Origin of the sequence: Lacipirellula sp., from assembly GCF_965279485.1 — a bacterium.
Taxonomy (GTDB): domain Bacteria; phylum Planctomycetota; class Planctomycetia; order Pirellulales; family Lacipirellulaceae; genus Lacipirellula.
The window spans coordinates 1377689-1403030 of record NZ_CBDIIC010000001.1 but is presented as its reverse complement, the minus strand read 5'-3'; the positions used below and the strand labels follow the sequence as shown (position 1 = coordinate 1403030).

The following is a 25342-nucleotide window of genomic DNA, read 5'->3' as shown; positions in this document are numbered from 1 at the left end:
TCCTACGCCTCGGGTTCTAAACCCCGACTCCGCAAAATATCGCTAATTTGGTCGACCGCCTGGTCGACCGTGTCATTCACAACTTGGTGAGAGTACTGGCTCGAGAGCTGCAACTCGTGTCGCGCGACGGCCAGTCGACGTTGCACCGCATCCTCGTTCTCGGTGCCGCGCGAGCGAAGACGGCGCTCCAGTTCTTCGACCGAATCGGGCCGGATAAAGACCGTCACCGCTTCGGGAAACTGGCGCAGAACCTCCCCGGCGCCATCCACGTCGATCTCTAAGATTACCCACTTTCCCTGGGAGAGACTAGACCTCACCTCGCTCCAGAGGGTGCCGTACCAGTGGCCGCGGCCGAAAACCTCGATGCATTCGAGAAATTCGCCCTCGCCGCGGCGGCGTTGGAACTCGGCGTCCGTCAGGAAGTAATAGTCGATTCCGTCCCGTTCGCCCGGACGGGGAGGGCGGGTCGTGGCCGAAACGCTCAGCCGGATTGCGTGGCCGAGCTTCTTCAAGACTTCCCGCACTACCGTGCTTTTGCCGACGCCCGACGGGCCGGAAATAACGACGAGCTTTCCGGGCTTGGCGGCAATCATGGGTTCTTGCACTGCGGAGTCGCACAGGCGCTCAAGAAGCTCAACGCCGAGTTCGGCGTCGTTCGAGTCGCTACTCCACGTTCTGGATTTGCTCCCGGATTCGCTCCAAGGCTGTTTTGATTTCAACGACTTCATGGGAGATCTCGGCGTCGTTTGCTTTGGAGCCGATCGTATTGGTTTCGCGGCCCATCTCCTGACAAATAAACTCTAGCTTGCGACCGGCGCTTTCGGCGGCCTGGAGGGCCTGGGAGAATTGCGCCAGGTGGCTGCGTAACCGGACTATCTCCTCAGAGATGTCGCTCCGATCGGCAAATACGCAGATTTCGCGGACCACGTCGATGGGCTCGATCGAGGCGTTGAACTTGGCCAGCACCTCGCCGACGCGGTCTTGCAGGCGTTGTCGGTACCCTTCGACGACTTGCGGCGAGCGGGCGGCGATGGCGGCCAGGCTCGTTTCGACCGTGTGGCATTGGGCTGTCAGGTCGGCGGCCAGCGCGGCGCCTTCGGCCGTGCGCATCGTGGTGAGGGCTTCCAGCGACGCGCGGAGCGTTGGCTCCAATAGCGGCCAAACTTCCTCGGCGTCGCTCGCTTCGCTGGAAAGCTGCTCGATAACGCCTGGCAGATCGGCGAGCGACTCTAGCCGAATGTCTTCGGCGAGGTGACGCTTCGCGGCGACCTTCTGGAGTTGGTCGACGTAGTTCTCCAACACCGCCACGTTGACGCGGTAGTCTTCCGCATCGCTCATGTGGCGAATGCGGAGGTTGACGTTCACCGTCCCGCGGCGGACGTACTCGCGAACCACGGCTTCGATCCGCGAATCGAGGGCGGCGTAGCCGTCCGTCGTGCGCAGATTCAGCTTGAAGTGGCGATTGTTGATCGTGCGCACTTCGGCCGTGATGGCGTGGTCGTCGCGCTCGTCGCGAGCGTCGCCGAATCCGGTCATGCTCAACAGCGGCACGGGGCAAACTTCCTGGGTGCGAGGATCAAGCGGTGAGGAGGATGAGCGTTAGTTCTCGGCCGCGGGTTCGGCCGGAGCGGCGGCTTCAGCGGCGGGCGCTTCGGTCGATGCCGCCGGAGTTGCGGCGGCGGGCTCGGTGGCAGCGGGCGCTGCGGCAGGAGCCGATTCAGTCGCAGCGGCCGGGGCCGATTCGGCCGGAGCGGCGGTCGTGGCCGCGGGGGTTTCCGTTGTCGACGACGCGGCTGGCGTGGTCGTTCCGCTCGCGGCTGCCGGCGTCGTGTCTGCTGGAGTCGTCGTTGCTGCGGCGCCGGGGGCGTCGGTCGTCGTGTCGCCCGTGGAGGCGGGCGTGCCGAGGTCCAACCGGGCGCGCTCGCTCGATCCGGTGGCGGCGAAGATGATGCAGAGCAAGATCCAAATCACCGCGGCTACCGACGTGATCCGCGTGAAGATGTCGCCGGCCTTGGCGCCGAACGCGCTCGATCCGCCCATGCCGCCGAGGGCGCCGGCCAAACCGCCGCCGCGACCTCGCTGCACGAGGATCAGCAGGATCAAAAACACGGCCACGACGCACAGCAGGAAGCCGAGCAGCGATTGACCGAGTGCGGCGAAAATGGGAAGGGGCACGTGTCGCTCCGTCTAAAAACTCAACAAGTAACTTGGTAATAGTTGCGGCGACTTGAGGGCAAGTCAGCCGGCAATATGGTGTTTAGTTCAGCCTGCCGCGGCGATGGCCAAAAAGTCGTCGGCCTTCAGGCTGGCGCCGCCGATGAGAGCTCCGTCTACATTCGGCTGCCCGAGCAGTTCGGCCGCATTGTCTGGCTTGACGCTGCCGCCGTAGAGGATCCGAACCTGATCCGCCGTTGCGGCATTGTAACGCTCCGCTATCAGCTTGCGAAGATCGGCATGGACCTCCTCGGCCTGCGTGGGCGTGGCGACTTTTCCGGTGCCAATGGCCCAAACGGGCTCGTAAGCGATCACCGTGGCTACCAGTTGCTCGGCCGAAACATCGGCCAGGGAGCCGTCAAACTGCGTGCGGATCACTTCGGCGGTCTTGCCCGCTTCGCGTTCTTCGAGCAGTTCGCCAACGCAAACGATTGGCACGATCCCGGCGGCGAGGGCGGCCAGGGTCTTCTTATTCACGTCGGCGTCGGTCTCTTTGTAGATGTGACGACGTTCGCTGTGGCCGAGGATGACATGGGTGCAGCCGCAATCCTTGAGCATCGAGGCCGAGATTTCGCCGGTGAAGGCGCCGCTCTTTTCGTGGCTCATGTTTTGGGCGGCAAGCATCACCGTGCCGCCGTTGAGCACCGACCCAACCGTCTTCAAGTAAACGTACGGCGGGGAGACCAACAGATCGACCTTGCCGTAGGCCGGCGAGGCGTCGGAAATGGCGCGAGCGAGCGCAGTCGCGCCGGCGCCATCGAGGTTCATCTTCCAATTGCCGGCGATCAACGGTTTACGCATTGATTGTTCTTCTTACGTTTTTCGTTGTTGATGATTGGGTTTTCTCTCGCAGAGGCGCAAAGGCGCAGAGAAAACGCAAAGAATACAAAAGTTGAATGGCAATGATTTCGTCTTCTCAGCAACCCCTCTGCGCCTTCGCGCCTCTGCGAGAGATCTTTTTTTTGGCTTAGCCGATCTGCTTGTCAACAGCAGCGCCGACTTTGCGGATTTGGTCCATCAGCTCCGCGTACTGCTTCGGCAGCAGGGCTTGCGGGCCGTCGCTCATCGCCTCTTCGGGCTTGTCGTGGACTTCGATGTGGACGCCATCGGCGCCAGCCGCGACGCCGGCGAGGGCACAGGCCGGAATTAAATCGGGGCGGCCGGTCGCGTGGCTCGGGTCGACGATGATCGGCAAGTGCGACAGCTTGTGAATTTGCGGCACCAGGGCGACGTCGAACGTGTTGCGGGTCGCGGGGTCAAAACCCTTCACGCCGCGTTCGCAGAGGACGACGTTCGAGTTCCCTTGAGCCATGATGTACTCAGCGCTCATCAGGAAGTCGGCCACGGTCGCGCTCATGCCGCGCTTGAGCAGCACTGGCTTGTTGGTGCGGCCGACTTCTGTCAGCAGAACGAAGTTCTGCATGTTGCGGGCGCCGAGCTGGAGCATGTCGGCATACTCGCAGACCAACTCGACGTTGCGGGGGTCGACCACTTCCGTGACCACCGGCATGCCATGGCGGGCGCCGACGTCGCGAAGGATTTTGAGGCCATCCTCGCCCAAGCCTTGGAACGAGTAGGGGCTAGTGCGGGGCTTAAAGGCGCCGCCGCGGAAGATATTCGCGCCGGCCGCGCGGACCGACTTGGCAATCGATTCCATCCGCTCTTCGGATTCGACCGCACAGGGGCCGGCGATCATCGCCATGTGGCCGCCGCCGATCTTCACCGGGCCGACTTCGATGATCGTCGGCTTCGGGTGGGCCTGCTTGCTCGCCAGCTTATAGGCGGGCATCACGGGCACGACCTCAGCGACGCCGGGAATCGCGGCCAGCGGCGCCGACTGCAGCTTGGTCTCGTCGCCGATGACGCCGATCACCGTGCGGTAGGTGCCGCGGCTGATCGAGGTCTGCAGGCCGAGCTGTTCGACCTTGCTGGCAACGTGCTTGATTTGGTCTTCAGTGACGGTTTCGTCGAGAATGATGATCATAGAACGCGCGGGTTCAAAATCTGGGAATGGGGCTGCCATAGCCCTCCCCGGCGGACCGGAGAGAAGCCCTCCAGAGTAACCTGAAGCGGGCGGCTCCACTAGCCGTCCTGGCGGGGGCGCCGCGGGGTGGGGAATCAGGCCTCGCCGGCGGCTGGCGGGGGAGGGGAGGTGGCCGCAGGGCTGGCTTGCCGGCGGAGTTGGCGGCGGGCCTGCTCGTAGATGATTTGGAGCCGCTTGAATTGCTCGACGGTGCCGCCCCGATCGGGATGAGCCTGCTTGGCCTGCTCGCGGTAGGCCCGTTCGACCTCCTCGAGCGTGGCGTCTGAGGTGAGCCCCAGAGCGGTGAGAGCCGGCGCCGGGCCTTCGCCCGTCCGCAGGCTGCCGAGCCAACTGGGGGCGGCAAACTCGCGGTATGCCCGCAGTTCTTCGCGGATGCGGTAGCCATGGATCGCCATGCCGGCGAGCGCAGCCGCCAAGCCGGCGATGGCGGCGATCTCCAGAAACTGGTGGAGTTGCAGTCCGTACAGCTTCGAACTGGCCGGATCCCGCGGGTCGGTGATGAACAGCAGCCCCATGATCGCGGCCACGCCGAGCACAGGGCCGAACAACACGAACAGGAGCGAGGCAATGGGCCCCGACCGACCCCGATTGCGGAAATGGAGCAGGATGACCGCTGTGAGCAGCAGGACGAGCGTCCCATGAATGACGATCGACCAGTGCTCAAAGAGTGTGCCGGCAGGCGAGTTCATCTTAGTGGCAGATGATAGGCGCCCGCCGGAGGAGCGGCAATCCGATTCGACTGCGGCGTTGGCAGGCTACCGAGCGCTAGGAGGCGAATCGATCGGTAGTTCAAAGCTGAACGTCGCCCCGCGCTCCGGATTGATTTCCGCCCAAAGTCGGCCGCCATGGTTCTCGATGATCGAGCGGCTGATCGACAAGCCCAGGCCCAGGCCCTCCTGCTTGGTTGTGAAGAAGGGCTGGAATAGTGACGAGAGGGCATTGGCCGCGATGCCCGCTCCATAGTCGATGACGTCGAGTCGGACGCACTCCTTTTGCAGGGAAGTGCGCACGATCACCGGTTGAGTGGCGCCAGAATCGACGGTTGATTCGAGGGCGTTGCGAATCAGATTGACGAGCACCTGTTCGATCTGAATCGAATCGGCCGCAATCATCGGCAGCGCGGGGCCGAACTCCGCGATGATCGGAATCGCCTCGGCTCGCCCCATCGCGGGGCCGAAGCACGACTTCGTCAGCGTGATCACGCTGGCGACCAGTTCGTTAACGTCGACTCCCGCCGAGAGAGACGCGTTTTTCTTCACGAACGTGGTAAGCCGTTTGACGATCTCGCTCGCGCGTTCCGTCTGCTTCGAGACGTTTTGCAGCAGGCTGAGGACGTCGGCCGGGAGTTCTTGTCCGGAGGTTAGCGGCCAGCGTTGGCACGCGCGGGCGAAGTTGTTGGCGGCAGCCAGCGGTTGATTCAGTTCGTGAGCGAGGCCTGAAATCATTTCGCCCAGCGTGCAGAGGCGATTCGCGTGGGCGATTTCCGCCAGTCGCTGTCGTTCGTTCTCCTCTGCCTTGCGCCGCTCGGTGATGTCGATGAACGCTCCGACGGATCCGCGCGGGTTACCGGACGAATCGTTCAGCGGCGCCGAGTACCCCAGCATCCGCATGATGCGACCATCTTCGTGGATAATCTTGAACTCAAGGTCGCGAATCTCGGTTCCATCGCGCGCGGAGATCTGCATCGGCAGCTGATCGTCGGGGATCAGCCGCCCGTCGAGGCCGACGCAGACGAAGTTCGTGGGACGTTCGGCCGCATCGGCGGTTTTCGACGAGTTCTCGGCCGCGTCGAGATCGAGAAAATTGGCCAGGGTGTTGTTTGTGCGGATCCGTTTGCAAAGCGGATCGAACGCCACGCCGATGCCGACGGGGATGACGTTTAAAAGTGTGTCGAGTTCCGTCGCCCGCTCATGGAGCGCCGCCTCCAGTCGAGCCACTTCTGCCTCAAGGCGAGCGATCCGCTCCTCGGCGGGAACTGGATCGGTCTGGATCGCAAGCTCCCCGACGATGGGGGCTGCGCTGCCAACAATCTGTGCGAGGACGATTCTCACGGAAACCGCACGAGGGGTTGGAGGGGATATGCGAATAATGAGGAGGGGGCCGCTTAATTGCCAGTCATTGAGTCGTGGATTTCCACGTTAGCTCGGCCCTTAACTTTCGATCAAGCACCACGACAGCGAAGAGTCTGGCTGTTTATTATGCAATATGTCACAAAAAGCGACGCAATATTGCGGAGTTGTAATCCTGTAGCCCGCTACCAATAACTCCCTCATGGGGGTTTAACCCTACAAAATCGCTCTCTCCGACCATTCCAAGTGTGCGCATGGGAATGGGCTTTTGGCTTCTTTGCGAATGATTCAGTTGGGGCTGCAGCCCTAAACTCTTGCTAGTGAGTACGGATTTGCCCGCAGCTTGGATTCACGGCCCATCGGGGGGCGGAGCGTTAGTTTCCGTTCGTGGCGAGAATAATTCAGACGTATAATCGAAGTTGGCCGACCAACGTGAAGGATGGCCGATCCAGGCCGTGACCTTGCAGAGAGTTCGACGATGAAACGAATCCGATCAATCCTCGCTACGACGGTCATGGCAACGCTGGGCGGAGCAGGGCTGGGGCACGCGCAACCCGCGGCTCCGACCGGCGCGACTCCGCCGCCGACCGATGCGCCTTACACGGAATCCACCCCGCAGTCGCAGGCCGAGATCGACAAAGCACGTGCCGCTATCTGGGAGAGCGCGGAAATGGTCGCCGCTCGCGAGTGGCTCGTCGACCACATGGCTCGTTCGGCGCGGATTACGCCTTCGCAATCGCAACGGTATATGGAAGAGTTAAAGCGCCTCTCGCCGGAGCAGATGAAGCTGTGGCTGATCACGTTCGAAGAGCAGCAAGCCGAACGAAACCGCCAGCATGAGACCTTTGAATCGGCTCGCCAAATGTCGGTCGATCGCGCGATGCAGGCCAACCAAGCGAGCCAGCAAGCGGCGGAGAACGCTACCCGCACGCGCAATCAGGCGGCGCAGACCGCGCAAGAGGCGATGCGGAATCAGCAACAAACGGCGCAGCAGCGCGCCCAGCAACGCGCAAGTGATCGCGACGCTGCCGCACAAGCGATGCTTCAACCTTCGGCGTACATCTGGTTAAATACCGCTCCCTGGGGCCCGTACGCCGGCTATCCGGTCGGCGGCGGAGCGGCCATCGATCCGGCGGCGTTCCAGGGCGTGCTGGGCGTCACCAATCGCGAGCCGGCCAACACGATTTCGCCCGGCGCCCGTCGGCCTGAGACGAATCGCTAAAGCTAATCGGCGATCGCGTGCTCTTGCTAAACGGGCAGCAGCAAATCCCACCGGCGCGAGGGCGATCGGCTTTGGGTATGCCGACCCGCGCATGAGGCTGCGGTCGCGTGGTCGCCGCATCCTGTTCGCGCGTCGCGTCATGCTGGCGACGAAGCTGAATACTCGCCCAAGTTCGACGCTATAAAAACAACGGCCCGAGAACGCGAGTGTTCCCGGGCCGTCGTGGGGAGAGTTTCGTTATCGCGGCGGCGAGATCACCACGTGAAGCCGCAGCCAAGAGCCAGACCGACCAGGTTAGCTCCGCCGATGCCGGCCGAAGCAAACGAATTGGTCGTCAGTTCGCCGATCGTGCCGCCGAAGCCGGCGCCGCCCGTTGGCGGTCCGTCGACGTCCCATTGCTGGTATTCGAGGGCCGTGCGGAAGAACGCATTGGCCGGGATGTACTTCAGCGGGAAGTCCATCTGCAGACCAATCTGGTATTCCAAGATATCAAGCTCGGCGTCGGCGTCGGCGCGGCGCACCGTCGCGGCGCCGACGAGCGGCGCGCTCGGCGAGGAGGCCACGGTGCCGTCGGAACGGCCGAACGAATCGGTGTGGCCGCCAAGGTACGAAACGCGGAAGCCTGAGAAGAACGTGAACGGCGAGTCGCCGATTTGGCGACGGACGTTGATGCCCGTCGTACCGCCGGCGCCGTTGAAGCTGAAGCCGTTTTGCAGCGTCAGGTTGATAAAGTTACCGGTCGTGAAGACGCCGAAGGCGAGGAAGTCGGACTCGGTGCCGATCATCGCCTGACGGGCGCCGAGCGAGCCGTCGATCTTCCACTTGCCCGGCCGGAAGCTGCGGACAATTTCGATGTCGGCGGTTTGGAGGTGAGCGCGATTCGTCTCGAAGATCGTGGCGAAGTTGCTGCCGGTGTTCGGAATGGCGGGATTCGGCGCCGGCGGCGTGTCTTGGTTGCTGGTTTCCAGATTCCAGTAGCGGCCGACGACCGCCCACCGCTCGTTTAATTGCAGGCCCATCCATAGGCGAGGGGCGGCGGCGAACTTGTCGTTGATGCCGTCGCCGTCGACCGTTGCGAAGGTCGAGACGCCGGGCGCCGTCGTATCGGAGAACGAAGCCGTGATCCGTCCGCCGGTGGTCGCGTTGACGTTCATCAACGTCGCTTCCGTTCCGGCGAAGAAGAACGGTCCGCTGCACTTCTGGCAGCGGGCGAGTTCGCATTGAACGGGTGCGTCGGACGCAACGACCGTTTCAGCTTCGTCGAAGAATGAGGCGACCGAATATCCCGTGTCGCCGAACGCTGAAGCCGGCGCGACAAACAGCGCAGCTGCGGCCCAGCGAAGGACCCATCCATTGGTCTTCATCGTGATTCCTTCCGGCCGTCCATTGGCCAGCGTTAAACGTGGACGGCGTCTGCAGGCATGAGACGACCGCCTCCCCAACGTCCACGGTGAAAACGATCGACCACTTGAAGCGGAAACACGCAATTCTGCGGTTGCTAGCAGTAGGGTCGCCGTAGGCCGCAAAGTCGACGATTCGCCTCAAGAGGCTGCGATAGCGTTAGATCACGGCGTCGTATTCAAGCCCCGGGCTCCGCCCGGGGGTAGGCGTCCAATCCGGTTGGCGTTGTCGCTCGTACTGCCACCCCCGGGCGGAGCCCGGGGCTAAAAGACGCCGCGGCATTCACCTGCTAGCCAACGACTTCCGACTCGGCATACGACCCGAGCAGCGAAAGGCGGAGCGACTTCTTTTGCAGCGAGGCAATCGCCCGCTTCACCCGCAGTTCGGCGGGGTGCCCCTGGAATTCGAGGAAAAACAGGTACCGCCCGCGAGCGCTCGGAATTGGGAACGATTCGATCCAGGTGAGGTTGAGGCGGTGGCGTTTGAAGATTGCCATCGCATCGGCGAGCGAGCCAGGCTCGTGGGGGGCTTCGAACACAAGCGCCGTCTTGTCGCGGCCCGAACGTTCCGCTGCGTTGGCGCCAATAACGGCGAACCGGGTGACGTTCTCCGCGTTGTCTTCGATGTTCCGCGCGAGGATCGACAATCCATTGTTGACTGCCGCTTGTTCGGCGCCGATTGCGGCGGTATCTGGTTCGGCCGCCGCCAGACTGGCGGCTTCGGCGGAACTCGAGGCTGGTTCCAGTTTCACCCCCGGCAAGTGGGCGGCGAGCCAGTTGCGGCACTGCGAGAGCGCCTGGGGCTTGCTGCAAACGCGGCGGATCTCGCTGCGGGCGCCTCGGCCGAGCAGGCAATGGTGAATTCGCAGCGGCACTTCGCCGCAGATTTGGACGTGGGTCGCGCCCGATTCGCCGCTGCCGTTACCATTGGCAACGGCGCTGAGGCGGGCCAAGCATTCCAGTGAATCGGCGACGCGGCCGTCCGTAGAGTTTTCGATGGGGACGACGCCGAACTGGGCGTGCCCTTGTTCAACTTCGTCAAACACGCTGGCGATGGTCGCTACAGGCACGAGCTCGGCGCTCTGACCGAACCGGGCGATCGCCGCCAAGTGGCTGTAGGTGTAGGCGGGGCCGAGGTATGCGGCGCGGATCGGTTGGTTTGCCGAGCGGATGCCGCTCAGCAGTTCGCGGAAGATCGCCTGGATTGCGGTGGCGGTGAGGGGGCCGTCGTTGTTTTCGGTGGCATACTTCAGCACCGCGGGGTCGGCGACGCCTGAAGCCGTTTGATCGGCGGCAGATTCGCCGCGAGCTTCGGCAAGCTCGCCGTTCGCGATGGCCGCCGCGGCGCGTTCGTTGAGCAGGTCGACCAGTTGGCGGTCGAGCTTCCGAAGCTGAGCGGCGGTGACTTTTTTGGCGGCCATGGCAGTGAGCGGGAGGCGGAGCGAACGTGGGTGTCAAACTGGCATGTCGTCCGAAATCGGGAAGCGTCGAGCGCTTGCTAAATGCTGCCAAACTGACAGTTGGCGAAATTAGTCCAGTTCGCGCCCTCAATTCTAGCTTGCGATTTAACTCGTTACTTTGCAGTACTTTACAGCGATCGGGCGGCATGCCCAGCCAGCCGGCACGGCCTTTGCATAAATATGTGACCGTACCTCGAAAAAACAAACGGCGGCTGCCGCGATGGCATGCTGCGCGTTGAAATACAGCATATCTTAAGCGATCAACCTCCAACTAGGAGAGGAGCTAACACTTATGGCAAGCGGCGAAAAAATCATCGGTATCGATCTCGGCACCACCAACTCGGTGGTTGCTGTGATGGAAGGCAAAGAAGCGAAGGTCATCCCGAACCCGGAAGGGAACCGGCTGACCCCCAGCGTCGTGGCGTTCACCGACAAGGGCGAAGTCCTTGTCGGCGACCTCGCGCGGCGCCAAGCGGTGACCAACCCGACGAAGACCGTTTACTCGATTAAGCGGTTCATGGGCCGGCGGCACAACGAAGTCGCTTCGGAAGAAACGATGGTCCCCTACAAAGTCGTGGGCGGACCGGAAGACTACGTGAAGGTCGACGTCGGCGGGCAGGAATTCACTCCTCCCGAAGTCTCGGCGAAGATCTTGCGCAAGCTCAAGGAATCGGCCGAAGCTTACCTCGGTCACAAGGTGAACAAGGCGGTCATCACCGTTCCGGCGTACTTCAACGACGCCCAACGTCAGGCGACCAAAGACGCCGGCCAAATTGCCGGCCTCGAAGTCGCGCGCATCATCAACGAACCGACCGCGGCGTCGCTCGCGTACGGCCTCGACAAGCAGGCGCAAGAGAAGATCTGCGTCTTCGACCTCGGCGGCGGTACGTTCGACGTCTCGGTGCTGGAAGTTGCTGACGGCGTCTTCCGCGTTATGAGCACCAACGGCGACACCCACCTCGGCGGCGACGACTTCGACGAAGCGTTGATGAAGTACGTGGCTGGCGAGTTCCAGAAAGAGCAAGGGATCGATCTCCGCAAAGATCGCATGGCGCTCCAGCGTTTGCAGGAAGCGTGCGAAAAGGCGAAGAAAGAACTCAGCACGGCGCAATCGACCGACATCAATCTGCCGTTCATCACGGCCGATGCGAACGGCCCGAAGCACTTGCAGATGAACATCACTCGGGCGCAGTTCGAGAAGATGGTCGACGGGCTGGTGGAGCGCTGCCGCATTCCGCTGGTGCAGGCGCTCAAGGACGCGAAGCTGAAGCCGAGCGAGATCGACGAAGTCGTCTTGGTCGGCGGTACGACCCGCATCCCAAAGGTGCAGGAACTCGTCAAAGAGATCTTCGGCAAGGACCCGCACAAGGGCGTGAATCCCGACGAAGTCGTGGCGATCGGCGCCGCGATCCAGGGCGGCGTCCTTTCGGGCGAAGTCCAGGACATCCTGCTGCTCGACGTCACTCCGCTCAGTCTCGGCATCGAGACCCTCGGCGGCGTGATGACCAAGCTCGTGGAAAAGAACACGACGATCCCGACCGAGCGGAAGCAAGTCTTCAGCACGGCCGACGACAACCAGACGGCTGTCACGGTTCGCGTGTTCCAAGGCGAACGTGAGATGTGTGCGGACAACCGGCTCCTCGGCCAGTTCAACCTGGAAGGGATCCCGCCGGCCCCGCGCGGCGTGCCGCAGATCGAAGTGAAATTCGATCTCGACGCCAACGGCATCCTTAGCGTCGCTGCGAAGGATCTCGGCACTGGCAAGGAACAAACCGTCAAGATCGAGCAATCGAGCGGTTTGTCCGACGACGAGATCAAGCGGATGCAGGCCGACGCGGCCTCGCACGCCGAAGAGGATAAGAAGAAGCGTGAACTTGTCGAAGCTCGTAACCAGGCCGACTCGATGGCTTACCAAATCGAGAAGACCATCAAGACGAACGCCGACAAGCTGAAGGACTCAGACAAGCAGGCGCTGGAAGCGGCTGTGACGAAGGTCCGCGAAGCAGCCAAGGGCGACAACGCGGCGGCCATCAAGACCGCCGTGGCGGAACTCGAAGCGGCGTCGCACGCGATGAGCGAAGCCTTGTACAAGTCGGCAGCCGCCGGCGGCGAAGGAGCACCGGAAGGGGCGTCAGCCCAAGCCGGCGGTTCGAACGCCGACGACGACGCGATCGACGCGGAGTTCGAAGTGAAGAGTTAAGTCAGGAAGCCGTAAGGCGTGCAGACTAGCGACTAGCTGCCGGCCAGGTTTTCCTGGCTGGCAGCTATTTTTTTGCAGTGAACGCGAGATTTCGTTTCAATTAACCCGTCGTTCGAGCGCCTGAAAATTCGTCAGCGCTCGGCGACGGCTCAAGATAAGTAAATAAAAAACGGTCGGCGCCGTCTCGCCGGGAAGGAGGCCCAACCTATGGCCTTTCGTTTCGATAAATTAACTCAGAAAGCTCAGGAAGCAGTGCAGCGGGCGCAAGAGATTGCGGCCGACGCGGGGAATCCGCAGATCGAGTCGCTTCATCTGCTGGCGGCGCTCATCGACGAGCAGGACGGCATCGTTCGTCCGTTGCTCGACGCGATTGGCGCCAATCAGCAGCAGTTGCGGCAGATCGTTACTGCCGAGCTTTCGCATTTGCCGAAGGCGAGCGGCGGAGCTCCGCCGCAGTTAGGCGCGGAACTGTCGCGCGTCCTCGACGGTGCGCAGCAAGCTGCCACCGAGATGAAGGACGACTTCGTCTCGACCGAGCACCTGCTCCTCGCGCTCGCCCGCGTGAAGTCGAAGGCGCAAGACACGCTAAAGCTCAACGCGGTGAGCGAGAAGGATCTGCTCGCGGCGATGCAGAAGGTCCGCGGCTCGGCCCGAGTCACCGACCAGAACCCGGAAGGAAAGTTCCAGGCGCTGGAAAAGTACGGCATCGACCTCGTGGCTCGTGCGGCGCAAGGCAAGCTCGATCCGGTCATCGGCCGCGATCAAGAAATTCGCCGCGTCATTCAGGTGCTGTCACGCCGCCGGAAGAACAACCCGGTGCTCATTGGCGACCCCGGCGTCGGCAAGACGGCGATCGCCGAAGGGCTCGCGCTGCGCATCGTGCAAGGCGACGTACCGCAGAGTCTGAAGAACAAGAAGGTCGTGGCGCTCGACATGGGCGCCCTCATCGCCGGGGCCAAGTACCGCGGCGAGTTTGAGGAGCGGCTCAAGGCGGTGCTGCGCGAGGTGCAAGATTCGCAAGGGCAGGTGATTCTGTTCATCGACGAACTCCACACCGTCGTCGGCGCTGGCGCCGCCGAGGGGGGGAACGACGCGGCGAATCTGCTCAAGCCGCAACTCGCCCGCGGCGAACTCCGCTGCATCGGCGCCACGACACTCGACGAGTATCGCAAGTACATCGAAAAGGACGCCGCGCTCGAGCGGCGGTTCCAGCCGGTGTTCGTCGGCGAACCGTCGGTCGAGGACACGATCGCCATTCTCCGTGGGCTGAAGCCGCGCTACGAGGCTCACCACAAGGGGGTGAAGATCAAGGACTCGGCGCTTGTCGCCGCGGCCGAACTCTCGCACCGTTATATCGCTGATCGATTCTTGCCCGATAAGGCGATCGATCTGATGGACGAGGCGACGAGCCGGCTGGCGATGGAACTCGAAAGCGTGCCGGAGGAGATCGACCGCATCCAACGGCGGCTCGTGCAACTCGAACTCGCGGCCCGGCAACTGGCCGACGAGAAAGAGGAGCACGCGCAGCAGCGGCTCGAGGACATCAACGAGGAAATGGACGAGCTCCGTCGCGAGCTCGCCAACCTCCGCGAGCAGTGGGAGAGCGAAAAGCTCGGCGTCGGCGACGTCGCGCAGGTCCGCGAGGAATTGCAGAAGGCCGACCACGAGTACCAGCAACTCGCCGCCAGCGTGAAGGAACGGCAGTCGATTGGCCAGATGGTCGGCGAAGACTTCTACCAGTCGCTGTACGAACTCGACACGAAGCGGAAGAAGCTGCAGCAACGGCTCGAAGAACTGGAGAAGGTGCAAGGCACGCCCGAAGCGGAGGCTTCGAAGGGGAAGAAACGCCTGCTGCGGCAGGAGGTCGGCCCCGACGAAATCGCCGAAGTGGTGAGCGCCTGGACCGGCATTCCGGTGAGCCGCATGCTCGAAGCCGAGCGGGCTAAGCTGCTCGTGCTGGAAGAACGGCTCCACCAGCGAGTCGTTGGCCAGGACGAAGCGGTGCGGGCCGTGGCGAACGCGGTGCGCCGCAGTCGCAGCGGGCTGCAGGATCCTGATCGGCCGATCGGTTCGTTCTTGTTCTGCGGTCCGACCGGCGTCGGCAAGACCGAGCTCTGCAAAGCGCTTGCCGAGACGATGTTCGACGACGAGAACGCGATGGTCCGCATCGACATGAGCGAGTTCATGGAGAAGCATACCGTGAGCCGTCTCATCGGCGCGCCTCCCGGCTACGTTGGCTACGAGGAGGGAGGCAAGCTGACCGAAGCGGTCCGCCGGCGTCCTTACTCGGTCGTGCTGCTCGACGAGATCGAGAAGGCTCATCGCGACGTCTTCAACATCTTGTTGCAGGTGCTCGACGACGGCCGGCTGACCGACAATCACGGTCACACGGTCGACTTCACCAACACGATCGTCGTGATGACGTCGAACGTCGGCAGCCAGGTGATTCAGCAGATTGCGGCCGAGGATGGAACGCAGGAAGAGATGCGCGAGGCGCTCGACGAAGCGCTGAAGACGCGATTCCTGCCGGAATTCCTCAACCGGATCGACGACATCATCGTGTTCCATCCGCTCGATCGTTCGCAGGTCGGTCGGATCGTCGACTTGCAGTTGGTGCGACTGGAAAAGCAGCTTGCCAAGCGCGGGCTGTACCTTCACGTCACACCGGCGGCGCGGGAACGGATCGCGACGCTGGGTTACGATCCGGCGTTCGGGGCTCGTCCCGTGAAGCGGGTGATCCAGCAGACGATCCAGAATCCGCTGGCGACCGAGCTGTTGCGGGGCGAGTATCCAGAAGGCTCGACGATTGAAGTCGACGTCGACGGCGAGGGGGACGAGTTCCTCTTCCGCCGCAACGACGGGGCGGTCAATCAGCCGGCTGGTTCACGAAAGTGATCCGCGAGTTCGTGAGGACGACGCTAACAACGGCGCCGTGGCGACGCACTGAGTGCGATCGTTGCGGCGCCGTTAGCGTTTCAGCAGCGACTCGTCGCGGGGCGCGCCGTGCCGCAGCGAATCCTTCAAGCTGATGAAGTCGGACAGCAAGAAGATCACCGTCACGAACGCGAGCGTGATCTCGGTGAGCGTTAGCAGCTTCGCCGGGATCGACTGCGGCGTGATGTCGCCGTAGCCGAAGAACATGAAGTTCAGGGCGCTGAAGTAGAAGAACTCGAAGACGAGCGCAGCGCCGGTCAGCGATTCGTTGACGCCGGCGAAGCTCTCACGCCGCAGTACGTCGAGCAGGTGAAAGTCGAGCGCGAACGAGGTCATGATCTGCCACATATTCACGAGCATCAGCAGCATGAACTTGTGGTAGGGCGTGTTTTGCGCCGTGGCGTGCCACAGCTGGCGGATGTTCTCTGCGCCGAAGAAAAGCGTCTTCGCCCAGGCGACGATCAAGATCGTCGCGATCACCCACGGCGCAGCGAGGCGGCCGGAGTCGATGACTTCCAGAATCGCCCACCACGCGCCGAAAATTACGGCAAACTCCAGCGCGTTGCGGACGATCATTCTGATCGGATTGAGCCGCATGCCGCGTGGCGCCTCGGGCTAGGCTTAGCGATCGCTCTCGACGAGCTTCCAGCGATCGATCAGTTCTTCCGCGCCAGGCGTCAGGTTGCGGAGCTTGCGGGCGATTTCGGTCTTTTCCGACTGCGTCGCCTTCGGCAGCTTGCCCTTCAGCTTGGTCAGCTTTTCCTGGCGCGAACGGCGTTGACGAAGATCACGTTTACGTTGAGAGGCGCCCACGCGATGGTTCCTTAGCTACGGTCGTTAGTCGGTAAATCGAACGGCGATCGAGCCCGAAACTGACAGGGCGACCGCAACGCTTCGTCGAGAATCCCCGGTTCTAACAGCCACGCCCGCCCCCGTCAATTCCGTCCGCCCGCTCGGAGGCGAGAGAGACCGCCAACCACCGCCAAGCGAAACTCCGATAGCGGCGAAACGCCCTGTTTGGCAAAATCTACCAATGGACTATCCGGGAATAGACGGGTTTTTGGGAACGCGAGCATCGCTCATGCTCGACGTCGTTTTCCTGGCGATGTTCGCGATCGTTCCGGCGCTGGGGTGGAGCATTTGGCTGGTAAAATTCCGCCAGAACTACCAACTCCACAAGCAGATCCAGGTCGTGCTGATGGTCGTCCTGGGCGTCGCCGTCACACTGTTCGAACTCGACGTCCGGTTCCTCAGCGGCTGGCGGGAACGGGCGGAAGCGTCGCCGTACTATGCTTCCGTCGAGTCAGCGGGGCCGGTGTGGGACGCCATCTTCGTGAAGGGGCTAGGGCGTCCGGCAACGCCGGGTTGGGTCTTCCGGATGCTGCTGATCCACCTCCTTTTTGCGGTGACGACGGCGATTTTGTGGGTGTGGGTTGGCGTAAGAGCGCTACGGCGCTACCCGCATCCACCCGTGCCGGCGCCGCATAGCCGCAGCCACATCTTGTGGGGCAAGATCGCGGCGTGGGACATGCTGATGACTGCCGTCACGGGCTGGATCTTCTACTGGCTGGCCTTCGTGGCGTAGCGCTTACGCATTTCTAGCCCCTGGCTCCGCCAGGGGGTCGGTCACCATGCCAATAGGCGCCGCCAAACGAAACGCTACCCCCTGGCGAAGCCAGGGGCTAAGGGTTGAAGAGCCTTCCGGCCCTACATCGGCGTGCCAGGGGGGAAACGCACATCGACTAGCGTTCCCGGCTTCAGCGGCAGATCCGTCGGCAGCGTGATTCTCACCGGCAAACCGCGGGTGGTGGCGCCGCCGCTGGTGCCGTCGTAGATGATCGCCGAAGCGACGATCGGCCCGATGCCCTCAATCTCGGCTGCTGCCCAACGATTACCTCCGCCGCGCAAGCGGACGGCGACCATCGTTCCCGGTTCCGGGGGCTTCGACCCGTTGTCCGGCACATGGCAAGTGATGAACGTCGGCTTCGAGGAGGCGATTTGTAGAATCGTTTCGCCCCGGCCAACCCACTGGCCCGGTAGGCCGCTGACTTTGGTGACCACGCCGTCGATCGGCGCCGACAAGTCGAGGGAGCTATCCTCGCCAACGGCCAGTGCAATGCGCGCGGCCGTGACGCCGGCGGAGACTTTGCCGAACAGCGGCCATTGGCCGCCTGGTTGCCCCTCAACCGGTTCCAAGCGGCCATCGACAGGGCTGCGAATATCGACGATTTCCGCTCCGACTTCGCCATGCACGAACGGCGCGACGCGGCCTTGCTGTTGCCACAGCCAGCCGCATGCAGCGAGCGTCGCCGCCAAGCAAATGGCGGGGAGCGCTCGTTCGCGGAAGTTCTCCCAGCGCTGGGCGGAGGGAATCGGAATTCGTTCGGGACGCGCGTTCATGAAGCGAATTAGCAGCCGCGAGCGGCGGCATGCCTATTGGAAATCTTTTTTCGACGGAGCGGGTTGGTGGACGTACGAGACTTCGTGCAGCTGACCTTCGTCGGCGAGTTCCATGCGCAGGTCGCCGGAACGCGATCGATCGCGGAGGTGGAGGCGGTAGGTGACGACCGAACCTTGGCCAGGCGTCGTCTGCTCGGTCGCGACGTCCCAGCGGCTGGCGTGGCGGTAGAGGAGCCGGTTCATCGCGTCGCGTCCCAGCTTCTGGTCGCCTGATATTTCCACGCTGAGCTGGCCGTCGTAGCGGCGATCGACGCCAAAATTAGTAATGCGCAGGTACGCGAGCACGATGCCGATCGCAATCGTGCCGATGACGGCGGTTGAGTAGCGGAACGTGCCGACCGACATCCCCTCAACGATCGCCCACAGGACGAACACAGTATCGCGGGTGTCGCGCAGCACATTGCGGAAGCGAACGACGGCGAAAACCGCCAACAGCCCGAACGCCACCATCAGACTGCCGGCCATCAGCATCATCAACAGGGCGACGATCACTGGCATCACGACCAGCGAGGCGACGAACGCTTTGGTGGCGTCAGGCGCCGTGTTGGTCGCCAGGTAGACCCAGCCGATGATTTGGCCAATGGCAAAGGCCAGAAGCAGCGTAAAAGCGAGCGTCGTCGGTTGAGAGAGAGAGCCGTGATCGCTGTAGAGGATCATGTCGATCCACGAACCGATGTTCATCGCGATCAGCCTGCCTTCGAGGGACTGGGGGCTTGCCCGGAGATCCCTAGTATATCCAGCCCTTTGACGAACTTCGAGAACGAGGTGCGGCGGAGCTTGAATTTCTTCAGGGTGTCCCGCAGCCAGAGGGGGCGCGTGCCGGCGTACTTGAACTCAAGCAGCACGTTCAGGCCGCCGATGTTCGAGCCGAAGCGAGGGGCGTTCAGGCCGGCGGAACGCATGGCCGCGTTCGTGGTGATGCGACGATCGAACGTGATGCGGACGCGCGGTTCGTCCTTCGAATTGTAAGCTTCGCGTTCGTAGGCGACGAACAGCTTCGGGTCGGCGCCGAGGGTCTGCCGGCGCTGGGCGAATTCTTCGAGGGCGGTGCCGCGGGCGCCGTTGCTGAGGGCGTGCTGCAGATGTTCGCAGTTCGGGTTGCGAAGCATCGACTCGATCATCGACTTGTGAATCGAGAAGCGACGCTTGAAGGTGAGCCCCTGCGACTTCTGCTTTATTTCGACGTAGGCGATTCCCTCCGGATCGTGGTCGTAGTAGCGGATGCGAAGCTTGACTCGCTCCTTCAGCCCTTGCCGGCTCTGCTGGTAGAGATCAAGCGCTGGGGTGTCGAGATAAAGGCTCAGCACCTGGTAGCCGCGCACGCTCTCCGGCGGGGTATGGGCGTCGACGTCGAGGTAGGGAAGCAACTCGTTGCGGAGGGCGACGGCCATCGTGTCCGTCAAAAGATATTTCCGCTCGTAACGGCCAGTCGGAAAGTCACCGAGATCATTCATCGTCTTGGCGGGAGATGGAGGAGTGGCGGGAGGGTTAGAACGGCAGGCTTTCGATTTGCTCTTCGCCGTCGCGAGAGCAAAGGCTCATGATGACGTCTTTTTCGATTTCATCCGCGGCGAAGTGGGCGGAGCCGTCGCACATCAAGAAAGTCGCGCCGCCGGGATGATCAGAGAAGATTGTCTCCTTGTACCAAGCGTCTGGGGCGGTCTCTCGATTGACGCCCTTGGTGATGTGGCTGACGTTGCTGCCTGAGGCCCAGGCGCCGTTGAGCGACTTAATTTCCCCGTCGTCCATTTCGACGCCGCGGCCGGTGCATTCGGCGACGGCGATCGTGTTGGAGAGCCCGTCGGTGACGTGGGCAACCTTTACTGGCGGCGGTTCGAGAATGGTGTCCTCGTTCGGCATCCCCTTCGTGCCGATGAGCACGCCGCGCTGTCGGCCGTACGGTTCGGTCGAACCGGGCGGCTTGTCGTCCTTATCGGGGCCCGACGAGCCGAGGTAGTCAATGCAGGCCATGCCGCCGCCGGGGACGCCAAGTTCAATCAACCGTCCGTCTTCGCCACGATGGGCTTCGATGCGGACGGTGCTCGGGCAGCGATAGACTTCGATGATCGTGCCGGTCACCGGCAGGTTCGAGGGATCGGCGAGGGGAACGGCAAAGTTCAGCTTCGGCAGCAGGTTTCCTTGCTCCATGTAATTGAGCAGGAACGATGACCAAGCGACTTGCTGCGTCTGCGGCAGGCTGCGCTTGTTGGTCCACTTCTTCCCGGCAGGGAATTTGTCTTCAGCAGCAATGTGGTTCTGCAGTCCCAGGCCAATCTGCCGCAGATTGTTAAGGCACTGGCTGCGACGACTCGACTCGCGGGCCGCCTGAACGGCTGGCAAGATGAGGGCCACGAGCACCCCGATGATGGCGATAACCACCAGGAGCTCAACGAGCGTGAAGGCGGTGGTAAGGCGACGGGATTTCGCCCGATGATCGCCCCTCAGCGGTAGCCCGCTTCGGTTAGCAACGCTTCGATTAGCAATACTGTTGATAGGCATCGATTTCCAGGCGATCACTCGCGAAAAGGGCCGGAATCTGCGTACCTGTTTTTGCAGGAGGGGAGGCGTTCGCGCGAATGCCGACGCGGCCACCTACTGCCTGCCGCAGCTATCCTGCAGCAAACCACATGATAATGGCCATTTTCGCAGCCAACAATGAGAATCCTTATAAATCCTTCACGGGAACTTCATGTATTTGCTGTAGGGGTTGGCGGCGTTCATTGCTTGCCAGAACGGGGGCATACCCGTGGGGCTGACGATTTCGCAATCTGCAGCCAAGCGGCGGAGTCGCTGTGCAGGGGCGGCGTCGAAAAGAGGGTTTCTGCGTGCCCTGGCGTCGCTCTTTAACCGTCCGTAGGATAGTGAGACTCGCCGCCAATTCGCGGCTCACGGTCGGGTGGCAGAGCGGTTGAATGCACCGGTCTTGAAACCAACTTGGCACGCTCCACCATGCCCCAATAACGCAATATATTGGGGCAATCTTACTTCCGCCGCCCTCAGTTGACTCCACTTAGACCTGCCTACAGGTGTCGTGGTGTCGCCCTTTTTCAAGCCTGTCGGGTGTCGGATGCCATCAATGGGATGGTAATAGGAGTTTTCGCCGTGAACGAACGTAAAGCCGCCCTCATCGCTCGCATTCAACAGCTTCACAATGCTCGTCTGGCCGAGATTCGGGCCATCGCTCGTCTGGAGGCTCGCCCACGCATTCGCATCCTAGACCGGGCGTTTGCCCAGATTGGCGCCGCCTGCCTCATGTTGGCCATCTTCGCCGGCTCCGCGGAGGCTCGCACTATTTCCAAGCCGATCGGCTATTGGGTCCGCTCTGGCGGGCAAACAACGGTTGTCGTGTACGCTCCGCCATTGCGGCAGATGATCGTCTACCAGACGAACGTGATTCGGCCGACCTGCCCGCCAGTTGCGGCACCGACGCCGCGTCCTCGGTTCCAAGGCTCATCGAAGTACGCAGCCGGCAACTGATCGAACCAAACAGCCCCGAATCAGCGAAACCCCGTCTCAGTTGAGGCGGGGTATTCTGTTTGCTAGCGTGCTGGAGTGATGTTGGCGGTGCGACTCAGTACCCATTAGAATCCTAGCGGTCCGCTATATCCCCGTGCCGCATGGAGGCCCCGTATGTTGCGTGTAACTTTAGCAGCGTTTTCGATTTTCGCTCTACTGAGCGGGAAGGGAGTGGAGCAAGAAAAGGCCCACATCCTCGTGACGTATCCTGTTGGGGATTTATCGGTATGGTCACAAAAGGATGGTAAGACGAGCTTTGAACCATCTATCCTAGTAAGCCTCTTGAAGAACATCGAACCTGATTCTTGGGTGGCGTCGGGCAAAGGCGAGGGCGAAATCATGGCCCACGTATGGGATGAATCACTCGTCATCGCACAATCAAAAGAAGTACATGCCCAAATATCGGCGTTGCTTGACAAAATGCGAAAGGACGCCAGCCATCAAGGTGCCGTAGAATCCTGGAAAAGCACCCGCCATCGCACAACCCGTGTCTATGCGGTGAGCGATTTAGTTACGCCGTGGCCTCTCGATAATAAGGGGAAGCCGGATTTTGATTCGTTGGTCGACTTAATCAAAGCGACAACCGGTGCAGGACAATGGGACGCTGAATCAGAAATCACGGTTGACGAAACTCGTTATCTGTTGACGGTAGTTCACGCTCCAGTCGTTCAGTCGGAGATTGAGGACTTACTGGGGAAACTTCGCGAGGGCAATGAGCAGTACGCGAGTCGCATTGACAATGGAAAATGTGGCCACTGCGGGCTTGGTGCTGCTCCAGAAACTGGCCAGCGGTGCGACAAATGCAATATCCTGCGTAGTGACCCTTACACGGCTCCGTCACGCGACTGAGGCACCCACAATCATCAAACGCAAAAGGCCTCCAGGGTTAAACCTGGAGGCCTTAATCATTTATCGGGAGTCGATGCGGCTTGGCGATCGTTAATTAAACCCTCCGCCGCGCGCCGCGGTATGGCTAGGGCCTCTGCTATTTGCTGGTAGGTGAATCCCAACTCCCTAAGTCGTATTGCTTTCGGCCGGAGCTTCTCCAGCCATGATTCATAGTTGGTCATGCTGCCTCCCTACCAGTTCACTATGACGCCGTCGTCACGTTGCGTGATGCCCATCCCTTGCCCGTTGAGCAACTGTTGCAGCTCGCGGAACACGTCGGCGCCGTGTTCAAACGGGAATGCCCGTTGACGTACCAGCGGTTCCGCGTCGACTGCCGCCAGCAGCTCCTCTGAGTATTGCTCAAACAATGTTCTAGCGATTGCGGCGGCCGCCGGGTCGATCCGATCGCTAGCCGCTTGGATTAGTCGGTCCTTGAGATTCATCGTGGAACCCTCCGCCGCTCTGGCGGCAAGTTGAAGAATGCTTCTAGGTTGTTCTCGCTAATGAACTCATCGCGGACCCACGCCGCACTTACGGCATCGTCTGAGCGGTGCAGCGTCACACGGCAACCGTTATCGAGCACGATGGACGATTGCCACTTGTCATTGACCCAATGAACGTCAACGAACCCGCTCGCCCGTGCCTCTGGTTCAACTGTCTTCACACGCTCGCCGAAGAATTCTTCCACTGAGGATAGCTTCATATCGAGTCGCTCGGCGATGCGTTCATTGTCGAACCCTTCCCGGCGGAGCATGTCAGCCCACACGGCATTCGGGTATCGCGTTGGCGATATCGCCATGTTCACTTCGGTTCCGGTGATGTTGAGCAGGAGGGCGACTTTAGGCACGCCGTAACCAGCGTCCATCAATTCTGCGATTCGTTTTCTCATTGTGTCTTCCTTGTGATTGATAAACCCGCCCGCCGGCGGAATAGTAAACACCGGCGGACGGGCCAGACTTCAAGCGGCAGGGCGCATCCAAGCCGCGAGTCGATGGATTGAAAAGCCGCCGCCGGTGACCTTAACCAACACCGGCGACGGCACGACTCAAGGCGGGAATGGGTAATTCGCCTGAGTCGTTGTAAGAGCGCCGCCCACGTTTCGCCTGGAGAACGTGAACGGCTAACGTCAGCAGCACGCCGCAACTGACGTGTAAGGCGCCACGGCGACAAGGCGGCACCCCGCCGCCGCGGCTCAAGATCATTCGTTCTCAAGCATCCAATGGATATTGAGTGCGATTTGAGTAGGCGAAGTAGCCGTTCCTACGATGATCGCGAATTCTCCGCTCGCTTCCGTGTACTCAGTCGTCAACCCGCCGGGGACGGTTGGGCTTAAGTAATAGACCGCCCGTGGAGTGAGACTCCAGGCTGGATTGTCGACGACGCCGGTAGTCCTGTAGCTAACAGCTTCTCCGTTGACAGCCGTTACCATGCCGATTGCGAACGCCTTGTCGTCGCTGTCGTCGACAGCCGGGCTAGCTTGTGCCAAATCAACGTGACCGTCTCCGCTCGCATAGATAACGTCGCCCACATTCATGGGAACGTCTGCCACGGCTGGAGTATCCGGATTGACTAACCTGTTGAACGGCCCGCCGCCCGGTGTAAGAAAAGTTGTCATTAGCTCTGCTCCAACATGTAATGGATGTTCAAAGCCAACTGAGTCGCAGACGTAGCTACGCCAAGAATCACAACAAAGTGGCCAGCGGTCTCCGGGTAAATCGTCGTCATGCCGCCCGGTGTGAACGGGTCGAGGTAGTAAACCGCCTTGGGAACCAAGGCCCACGCCGGGTTCGTCACGACGCCGGTTGTGCGGTAACTGATCGCACTGGAGTTGACACTCGTCACAATGCCGATTGCCGTCGTCGTCTCACCGTCATTGGCCTGCGCCTTGTCGACACGCCCCGGCCCGCTCGCATAGATAACGTCGCCCACATTCATGGGAACGTCCGCCACGGCGGGAGTGTCGAGAACGGCGTCTTTTCCATCACGCCCAGGGCGGCCGCGTTGTGCGTAGACGACGGCTTCGCCATCGGCCCCATCGGCGCCGGCGGCTGCAAGTAGCTGCCAAGCCTTCCCCGGTGGTTCCGATTTGGTTTCCACCTTGGCGATATAGCTGCTGCCCTCGTGCGTGACGACGCTGTTGGCGCCGTAGACTCGATTGCGTTTGTATTCGCCAGCAAGAATGAGTTCGGCATTTTTGCCATCAACGCCATCCCGGCCGTCTTTTCCATCACGCCCATCGGCTCCGGCGGTGCCTTCGATCGCTTGCGGCAACTCCGGAAGGTAGTTGGGCGTCACGGCTTCGATCCAATCTGGCGACGGCGGGAGATTCGCGGTCTGCCGAATTGGGGTCCAGGCTTTTCCGTCGACTACGAAAACCTCCCCTCTCTTAAAACTTTTCCGCATAGTCACTCCGTAGCCGAATCAACTCGGCGTAATTGTCGCTGTTGTCGTACATCCAATGCCAAAGTTTGTCCGCGAGTAGTTGCCCGCCTTTCGGCATCATCTTTTGACTGACCTGCAAGCGACGGTTGTATTCGTCGTCAACGGCCCGCTCGGCGTCCTTAATCGCTGTCGCGAGCGCATGGCGGGCGTAGTCGTGTTCATGCTTCGCCATCTTGGCTTTCAATGCCGCCAGTTCGGCTTTCGTGGCGGTCACGTCGGCGCCGAGAACCTCATTCTCTGCTGCCAGCAATTCCTGATATTGGATTGAGAAGCTGACGGCGGAGGACCAAACGGAGTACCACTCTTGCAGGCTCATTGACACGAACCCGATTGAGACTTCCTCCCTTGAAAGATTCGTTGCTTCTACAACCGCTTCGATGGCGTCCGCTAGTGGAAGCTGGAAGCAAATCAATTTGGCCGCTGTTGCTGCGGACCATAGGCCGCCGTCCTCTCTAGCTGCGAATCGTCTCATTAGACGGCCCTCCGTTTGCGT

At 61.5% G+C, this 25342-nt stretch carries 26 protein-coding genes; 6 read left to right on the top strand and 20 right to left on the bottom strand.

Annotated elements, in window-relative coordinates; translation table 11 throughout:
* Positions 1-2: 2 nt before the first annotated feature.
* The 7 genes from gmk to ACQY7R_RS05925 all read right to left on the bottom strand — a co-directional run bounded on the left by gmk (position 3) and on the right by ACQY7R_RS05925 (position 6309).
* Positions 3-593 carry a guanylate kinase gene (gmk, locus tag ACQY7R_RS05955; RefSeq protein WP_152101830.1) on the bottom strand — a complete coding sequence of 197 codons (591 nt, stop codon included), beginning with the start codon at positions 591-593 and terminating at the stop codon, positions 3-5.
* Between the two features lie 70 nt (positions 594-663).
* Positions 664-1551, bottom strand: coding sequence for a YicC/YloC family endoribonuclease (locus ACQY7R_RS05950; protein ID WP_232536346.1), 888 nt, complete (start codon positions 1549-1551; stop codon positions 664-666).
* Between the two features lie 48 nt (positions 1552-1599).
* On the bottom strand, positions 1600-2175 hold the full coding sequence (secG, locus tag ACQY7R_RS05945; RefSeq protein ID WP_428304672.1) for a preprotein translocase subunit SecG: 576 nt from the start codon (positions 2173-2175) through the stop codon (positions 1600-1602).
* An 87-nt stretch (positions 2176-2262) separates the two neighbouring features.
* Positions 2263-3015, bottom strand: a complete 753-nt coding sequence (tpiA, locus tag ACQY7R_RS05940) for a triose-phosphate isomerase (RefSeq protein ID WP_428304671.1) — start codon at positions 3013-3015, stop codon at positions 2263-2265.
* Positions 3016-3181: 166 nt separating this feature from the next.
* The gene (aroF, locus tag ACQY7R_RS05935) at positions 3182-4198 is read right to left on the bottom strand and encodes a 3-deoxy-7-phosphoheptulonate synthase (protein ID WP_428304670.1); all 1017 of its coding nucleotides are present in this window, start codon (positions 4196-4198) and stop codon (positions 3182-3184) included.
* Positions 4199-4332: 134 nt separating this feature from the next.
* Positions 4333-4947 carry a J domain-containing protein gene (locus tag ACQY7R_RS05930; protein WP_428304669.1) on the bottom strand — a complete coding sequence of 205 codons (615 nt, stop codon included), beginning with the start codon at positions 4945-4947 and terminating at the stop codon, positions 4333-4335.
* A 66-nt stretch (positions 4948-5013) separates the two neighbouring features.
* Positions 5014-6309 (bottom strand): ATP-binding protein, encoded by a 1296-nt coding sequence (locus ACQY7R_RS05925; RefSeq protein WP_428304668.1) that lies wholly within the window; start codon positions 6307-6309, stop codon positions 5014-5016.
* A gap of 496 nt (positions 6310-6805) precedes the next feature.
* On the opposite strand from ACQY7R_RS05925, the gene ACQY7R_RS05920 reads away from it, so the two are divergent.
* On the top strand, positions 6806-7549 hold the full coding sequence (locus tag ACQY7R_RS05920; RefSeq protein ID WP_428304667.1) for a hypothetical protein: 744 nt from the start codon (positions 6806-6808) through the stop codon (positions 7547-7549).
* Positions 7550-7803: 254 nt separating this feature from the next.
* Here the strand turns inward: ACQY7R_RS05920 and ACQY7R_RS05915 are convergent, their stop codons facing one another.
* A complete protein-coding gene (locus tag ACQY7R_RS05915) occupies positions 7804-8913 on the bottom strand; it encodes a hypothetical protein (protein ID WP_428304666.1) in 1110 nt (369 codons plus the stop codon).
* 326 nt (positions 8914-9239) lie between these two features.
* Entirely contained in the window at positions 9240-10370 is a 1131-nt protein-coding gene (pheA, locus tag ACQY7R_RS05910) for a prephenate dehydratase (RefSeq protein ID WP_428304665.1), read from the bottom strand.
* Between the two features lie 331 nt (positions 10371-10701).
* Here pheA and dnaK point away from each other — a divergent pair, with 331 nt between their 5' ends.
* The gene (dnaK, locus tag ACQY7R_RS05905; RefSeq protein WP_428304664.1) at positions 10702-12609 is read left to right on the top strand and encodes a molecular chaperone DnaK; all 1908 of its coding nucleotides are present in this window, start codon (positions 10702-10704) and stop codon (positions 12607-12609) included.
* 207 nt (positions 12610-12816) lie between these two features.
* The gene (gene clpB, locus ACQY7R_RS05900; protein ID WP_428304663.1) at positions 12817-15504 is read left to right on the top strand and encodes an ATP-dependent chaperone ClpB; all 2688 of its coding nucleotides are present in this window, start codon (positions 12817-12819) and stop codon (positions 15502-15504) included.
* A gap of 72 nt (positions 15505-15576) precedes the next feature.
* Here clpB and ACQY7R_RS05895 read toward each other — a convergent pair whose 3' ends face one another.
* Together ACQY7R_RS05895 and ACQY7R_RS05890 are read right to left on the bottom strand one after the other, a co-directional pair.
* Positions 15577-16140 carry an ion channel gene (locus ACQY7R_RS05895; protein WP_428304662.1) on the bottom strand — a complete coding sequence of 188 codons (564 nt, stop codon included), beginning with the start codon at positions 16138-16140 and terminating at the stop codon, positions 15577-15579.
* Positions 16141-16164: 24 nt separating this feature from the next.
* The gene (locus tag ACQY7R_RS05890) at positions 16165-16356 is read right to left on the bottom strand and encodes a DUF6800 family protein (RefSeq protein ID WP_428304661.1); all 192 of its coding nucleotides are present in this window, start codon (positions 16354-16356) and stop codon (positions 16165-16167) included.
* Positions 16357-16624: 268 nt separating this feature from the next.
* Between ACQY7R_RS05890 and ACQY7R_RS05885 the strand changes: the two genes are divergently transcribed.
* Positions 16625-17128, top strand: coding sequence for a DUF420 domain-containing protein (locus ACQY7R_RS05885; RefSeq protein ID WP_428304660.1), 504 nt, complete (start codon positions 16625-16627; stop codon positions 17126-17128).
* A 122-nt stretch (positions 17129-17250) separates the two neighbouring features.
* Here ACQY7R_RS05885 and ACQY7R_RS05880 read toward each other — a convergent pair whose 3' ends face one another.
* Genes ACQY7R_RS05880 through ACQY7R_RS05865 form a run of 4 tightly spaced genes read right to left on the bottom strand, consistent with a single transcriptional unit; the run spans position 17251 to position 20382 of the window.
* Entirely contained in the window at positions 17251-17943 is a 693-nt protein-coding gene (locus ACQY7R_RS05880; RefSeq protein WP_428304659.1) for an HlyD family efflux transporter periplasmic adaptor subunit, read from the bottom strand.
* Between the two features lie 33 nt (positions 17944-17976).
* Positions 17977-18684 carry a DUF4956 domain-containing protein gene (locus tag ACQY7R_RS05875; RefSeq protein WP_428304658.1) on the bottom strand — a complete coding sequence of 236 codons (708 nt, stop codon included), beginning with the start codon at positions 18682-18684 and terminating at the stop codon, positions 17977-17979.
* Between the two features lie 5 nt (positions 18685-18689).
* Positions 18690-19457, bottom strand: a complete 768-nt coding sequence (locus ACQY7R_RS05870; RefSeq protein WP_428304657.1) for a VTC domain-containing protein — start codon at positions 19455-19457, stop codon at positions 18690-18692.
* Between the two features lie 34 nt (positions 19458-19491).
* The gene (locus ACQY7R_RS05865) at positions 19492-20382 is read right to left on the bottom strand and encodes a DUF1559 domain-containing protein (RefSeq protein WP_428304656.1); all 891 of its coding nucleotides are present in this window, start codon (positions 20380-20382) and stop codon (positions 19492-19494) included.
* Positions 20383-21105: 723 nt separating this feature from the next.
* Between ACQY7R_RS05865 and ACQY7R_RS05860 the strand changes: the two genes are divergently transcribed.
* Together ACQY7R_RS05860 and ACQY7R_RS05855 are read left to right on the top strand one after the other, a co-directional pair.
* Positions 21106-21480, top strand: coding sequence for a hypothetical protein (locus ACQY7R_RS05860; protein WP_428304655.1), 375 nt, complete (start codon positions 21106-21108; stop codon positions 21478-21480).
* A 153-nt stretch (positions 21481-21633) separates the two neighbouring features.
* Positions 21634-22368: a hypothetical protein gene (locus ACQY7R_RS05855; protein WP_428304654.1), complete on the top strand. Its 735-nt coding sequence runs from the start codon at positions 21634-21636 to the stop codon at positions 22366-22368.
* Positions 22369-22598: 230 nt separating this feature from the next.
* Here ACQY7R_RS05855 and ACQY7R_RS05850 read toward each other — a convergent pair whose 3' ends face one another.
* The 5 genes from ACQY7R_RS05850 to ACQY7R_RS05830 all read right to left on the bottom strand — a co-directional run bounded on the left by ACQY7R_RS05850 (position 22599) and on the right by ACQY7R_RS05830 (position 25321).
* A complete protein-coding gene (locus ACQY7R_RS05850; RefSeq protein ID WP_428304653.1) occupies positions 22599-22850 on the bottom strand; it encodes a hypothetical protein in 252 nt (83 codons plus the stop codon).
* Entirely contained in the window at positions 22847-23296 is a 450-nt protein-coding gene (locus ACQY7R_RS05845; protein ID WP_428304652.1) for a hypothetical protein, read from the bottom strand. Before ACQY7R_RS05845 ends, ACQY7R_RS05850 begins: the two co-directional genes overlap by 4 nt.
* Positions 23297-23605: 309 nt before the next feature.
* Positions 23606-23956, bottom strand: a complete 351-nt coding sequence (locus tag ACQY7R_RS05840) for a hypothetical protein (RefSeq protein WP_428304651.1) — start codon at positions 23954-23956, stop codon at positions 23606-23608.
* Between the two features lie 65 nt (positions 23957-24021).
* Positions 24022-24702, bottom strand: coding sequence for a hypothetical protein (locus tag ACQY7R_RS05835; RefSeq protein ID WP_428304650.1), 681 nt, complete (start codon positions 24700-24702; stop codon positions 24022-24024).
* Positions 24703-24793: 91 nt separating this feature from the next.
* A complete protein-coding gene (locus ACQY7R_RS05830; RefSeq protein ID WP_428304649.1) occupies positions 24794-25321 on the bottom strand; it encodes a hypothetical protein in 528 nt (175 codons plus the stop codon).
* Positions 25322-25342 lie beyond the last annotated feature (21 nt).

What these genes read in the sequence shown, in the direction of transcription:
- gmk (WP_152101830.1), bottom strand. Translation starts at nt 593, where the DNA reads ATGATTGCCGCCAAGCCCGGAAAGCTCGTCGTTATTTCCGGCCCGTCG.
- tpiA (WP_428304671.1), bottom strand. Translation starts at nt 3,015, where the DNA reads ATGCGTAAACCGTTGATCGCCGGCAATTGGAAGATGAACCTCGATGGC.
- aroF (WP_428304670.1), bottom strand. Translation starts at nt 4,198, where the DNA reads ATGATCATCATTCTCGACGAAACCGTCACTGAAGACCAAATCAAGCAC.
- ACQY7R_RS05930 (WP_428304669.1), bottom strand. Translation starts at nt 4,947, where the DNA reads ATGAACTCGCCTGCCGGCACACTCTTTGAGCACTGGTCGATCGTCATT.
- ACQY7R_RS05920 (WP_428304667.1), top strand. Translation starts at nt 6,806, where the DNA reads ATGAAACGAATCCGATCAATCCTCGCTACGACGGTCATGGCAACGCTG.
- ACQY7R_RS05915 (WP_428304666.1), bottom strand. Translation starts at nt 8,913, where the DNA reads ATGAAGACCAATGGATGGGTCCTTCGCTGGGCCGCAGCTGCGCTGTTT.
- pheA (WP_428304665.1), bottom strand. Translation starts at nt 10,370, where the DNA reads ATGGCCGCCAAAAAAGTCACCGCCGCTCAGCTTCGGAAGCTCGACCGC.
- dnaK (WP_428304664.1), top strand. Translation starts at nt 10,702, where the DNA reads ATGGCAAGCGGCGAAAAAATCATCGGTATCGATCTCGGCACCACCAAC.
- clpB (WP_428304663.1), top strand. Translation starts at nt 12,817, where the DNA reads ATGGCCTTTCGTTTCGATAAATTAACTCAGAAAGCTCAGGAAGCAGTG.
- ACQY7R_RS05895 (WP_428304662.1), bottom strand. Translation starts at nt 16,140, where the DNA reads ATGCGGCTCAATCCGATCAGAATGATCGTCCGCAACGCGCTGGAGTTT.
- ACQY7R_RS05885 (WP_428304660.1), top strand. Translation starts at nt 16,625, where the DNA reads ATGCTCGACGTCGTTTTCCTGGCGATGTTCGCGATCGTTCCGGCGCTG.
- ACQY7R_RS05880 (WP_428304659.1), bottom strand. Translation starts at nt 17,943, where the DNA reads ATGAACGCGCGTCCCGAACGAATTCCGATTCCCTCCGCCCAGCGCTGG.
- ACQY7R_RS05875 (WP_428304658.1), bottom strand. Translation starts at nt 18,684, where the DNA reads ATGAACATCGGTTCGTGGATCGACATGATCCTCTACAGCGATCACGGC.
- ACQY7R_RS05870 (WP_428304657.1), bottom strand. Translation starts at nt 19,457, where the DNA reads ATGAATGATCTCGGTGACTTTCCGACTGGCCGTTACGAGCGGAAATAT.
- ACQY7R_RS05855 (WP_428304654.1), top strand. Translation starts at nt 21,634, where the DNA reads ATGTTGCGTGTAACTTTAGCAGCGTTTTCGATTTTCGCTCTACTGAGC.
- ACQY7R_RS05850 (WP_428304653.1), bottom strand. Translation starts at nt 22,850, where the DNA reads ATGAATCTCAAGGACCGACTAATCCAAGCGGCTAGCGATCGGATCGAC.
- ACQY7R_RS05845 (WP_428304652.1), bottom strand. Translation starts at nt 23,296, where the DNA reads ATGAGAAAACGAATCGCAGAATTGATGGACGCTGGTTACGGCGTGCCT.
- ACQY7R_RS05830 (WP_428304649.1), bottom strand. Translation starts at nt 25,321, where the DNA reads ATGAGACGATTCGCAGCTAGAGAGGACGGCGGCCTATGGTCCGCAGCA.